Below are 3,029 nucleotides of genomic sequence, written 5' to 3'. Positions count from 1 at the left end.
ATGGACACCCGTTAAAAGCACCTCTCGGAACGCAAAATCTCGCCGCATCGCAAAAAATACTGCTACGCCTGCCGTAATCGTCGCAAAAGACGCCGTCGCGTCCGCCAAAAGCTCTGCCGCAGGGAAGTCGTAATGGTAAATTTATTAAATTTAACCCGCATCGTAAACGGAACGATGCTAAATAATCCCGCAATCTCCGCGGTCGAAAGCTTTGCGATTGAGCCCGCAAAGGTCGCGAAAAAGGGTGCTTTCATAGCACTCGGCGCAAACGAGCGCGACGTGCGCACCGCGATCGATAACGGCGCGTACGCGATCATTTTCGATAACAATTTCAAGCCGCTTAATGACGAGATCGCCTTTATCAAGGTCGAAAATTTATGCTCGGCGCTCGTGCGGCTGATAAAATTTTTGGGCGAGACGTGGCGGCACGGCTTCGTGCTGATAAACGAGGTGCAAAGCGAGATCCTGCGCTACACGAGCGTGCCTAAGAATTTGATGTTTGCGCCGCGCAGCAAGGGCGAGCTTTTCATCAGCCTGTTGAATGCCAAGGAGAAAAATACCTACTTCACCACCGACGGCGATCTTTTGCAAAGCCTCGGAATATCGCCCGTCACTATCCCCGCGAGCGACGATTTTAGGCTGCTTTACGGCGGCTCGATATTTTACAGCAGCTTCGTTTTCGGCGGGCTTTATTATTCAAATTTAATCTTTCCGCAGCTTTTTTTGCCCGAGCTATGCGGCGTGATCGAGTATCTCTCGCGCAAAAACATACCCTTTAAATTTCAAAACTTAAGCGCATTCGGCCATTTCGAGCCGATTTTTGTGGATAGATTTTTTAACGTTAGCTCGCTTGGCGGAAGCTATCGCGCCTTTATCGCCGAGAGCGATCCTGAGCTTTTTGCGCGCGAGGCGGATTTTTTGCGGGCGAAATTCCGCGAAAAAATTATCGTCTGCGCTAGCTGGGAGGACCGCTTGGACGGCACCAAGATCGACTTTCGCTTCAATAAGCTAAGCGCGCTAAAGAGCTTGCCCGAGTTTCACTACGCGCTGGTTTTTGCGGAGAAGAGCGCGATCTTGCAGCTTCTAAATCAAAAACCGCAAGAAAAAAATCTATTTTTTTAAAGGCAGCGGATGCAGAGCTTTGATGAAATTTTAAACAGAAATTTTTGGATAAAGAGGCTTTACGAAAACGGGCTTTTGCGCGAGGTAAAGGAGCAGATCGGCACGGAGCTTGAGATCGCGCACGCAAGCTACATCGAGGTCAAGCGCGAAAACTCGCAGGCGCTGCTTTTTACGAACGTGCGAAACGCGCAGGGCAAACGGATGCCGCCGGTGCTTACAAATATTTTCGGCTCCTTCGAGGCGTTAAATTTAATCCTCGGCCGCGAACCTGACGATATCGCCGCCGAGATTGAGAGCCTGCTAAAGCCGAAGCGTCCGCAAAGCTTCGGCGAAAAGCTTGATTTTTTGTCGCACTTAATCTCGCTGCGTAAAATTTTTGTAAAGCGCCTTAGCGGTCGCGGCGAGTGCCAGCAGGTCGTGCATCTGGGCGCTGATGTAGATTTGGGCGAGCTTCCCGTGCTTAAGACCTGGGAGAGTGATGGCGGCGCGTTCATCACGATGGGGCAGGTCTATACGAAGGATCTGAACTCGCAAACGCAAAATCTCGGCATGTATCGCCTGCAAATTTACGGGCGCGACCGCCTGGGGATGCACTGGCAGATCCACAAAGACGGCGCTGGCTTTTTCGACGAATACCGCAAAGCGGGGCGCAAGATGCCCGTATCTGTGGCGATCGGCGGCGATCCGCTCTATATCTGGTGCGGTCAGGCGCCGCTGCCGAAGGGGATTTTTGAGCTGCTACTTTACGGCTTTATCCGCCGCAGCCCCGCTCGCCTCGTAAAATCGCTTACGAATGAAATTTACGTTCCGGAGGACGCGGACTACGTGATCGAGGGCTTTGTCGATCCCGCGGTAAGCGAGCTGGAGGGGCCTTTCGGCGATCACACGGGATATTACACGCCGGTAGAGCCCTTTCCGGTGATGGAGGTTAGCGCGATCACGCACAAGCGCACGCCCGTATTTCACGCTACCGTCGTGGGCAAGCCGCCGCTTGAGGATAAATTTATGGGGTACGCGACCGAGCGGATCTTTTTGCCGCTGTTTCGTACGAGCGCGCCCGATCTGATCGATTATAAAATGCCCGAAAACGGCGTATTCCACAATCTGATTTTGGCTAAGATCGCCGTGCGCTACCCCGCTGCGGCTAAGCAGATCATGCATGCGTTTTGGGGCGTGGGGCAGATGAGCTTCGTAAAACACGCCGTTTTCGTGCCGCAGGACGCGCCGAGCTTAGATGAGTATGAGGCGCTTACGAAGTACGTCCTAAACCGCATGGGTGCGCGCAGCCTCGTTTTTAGCGAGGGTGTGTGCGATCAGCTCGATCACGCAAGCCCGAACTCCTGCTTTGGCGGCAAGCTCGGCATCGATGCGACGACTGATTTAAGCTCGCAGGCGCCGCAAATTTTAAATGACGAGGAGCTACTAGCTAAATTCCAAAGCGAGGAGCCCGCTATTTTGGCGCTTAAGCAGCACTTTTGCGATACGAAAAACCCGCTCGTGCTGATAAACATAGACAAAAAAGAGCTCGTAGAGCGTAGCTGGCGGCGGATTTTAAAATTTAGCGAGCATTTTAAAATTTTGATTTTTACCGATGCGGAAAACGACGCGAGCAACCTCTATATGAGCGTTTGGCGCGTCGTAAATAGCATCGATGCGCTGCGCGACGTGTTTGTGGCGCAGGACGATCGAATCTGCATCGACGCTACGAGCAAGCACGAGTGGGAGGGCTATACGCGCCGGTGGCCGCAGGAGACGCTCTGCAGCCGCGAAGTAGTAGCAAGCCTCATAGAGCGCGGCATCGTGCAGGATGAGCCCGAGCTATTTAAGAAATTTGAAATTTTTTAAGGACGCGGGGCGAAACTTCGCACGGATTTGAAATTTTAAAATTTAGCTTTGGTTTTACGGGC

Annotated in this window: 2 protein-coding genes; both read left to right on the top strand. The window is 52.5% G+C overall.

Annotation, left to right across the window (positions count from 1 at the left end):
• Positions 1-132 precede the first annotated feature (132 nt).
• Positions 133-1,122, top strand: coding sequence for a hypothetical protein (locus Q0256_RS05755; RefSeq protein WP_297960993.1), 990 nt, complete (start codon positions 133-135; stop codon positions 1,120-1,122).
• Positions 1,123-1,131: 9 nt separating this feature from the next.
• Positions 1,132-2,967: a menaquinone biosynthesis decarboxylase gene (locus Q0256_RS05750; RefSeq protein WP_297960990.1), complete on the top strand. Its 1,836-nt coding sequence runs from the start codon at positions 1,132-1,134 to the stop codon at positions 2,965-2,967.
• The last annotated feature ends 62 nt before the right edge of the window (positions 2,968-3,029 follow it).

The sequence above is a fragment of the uncultured Campylobacter sp. genome (genome assembly GCF_937949835.1).
In the GTDB taxonomy this organism is placed as follows: domain Bacteria; phylum Campylobacterota; class Campylobacteria; order Campylobacterales; family Campylobacteraceae; genus Campylobacter_B.
Note: the sequence above shows the minus strand (reverse complement) of the source record. Positions and strands in the feature narration are given on the sequence as shown.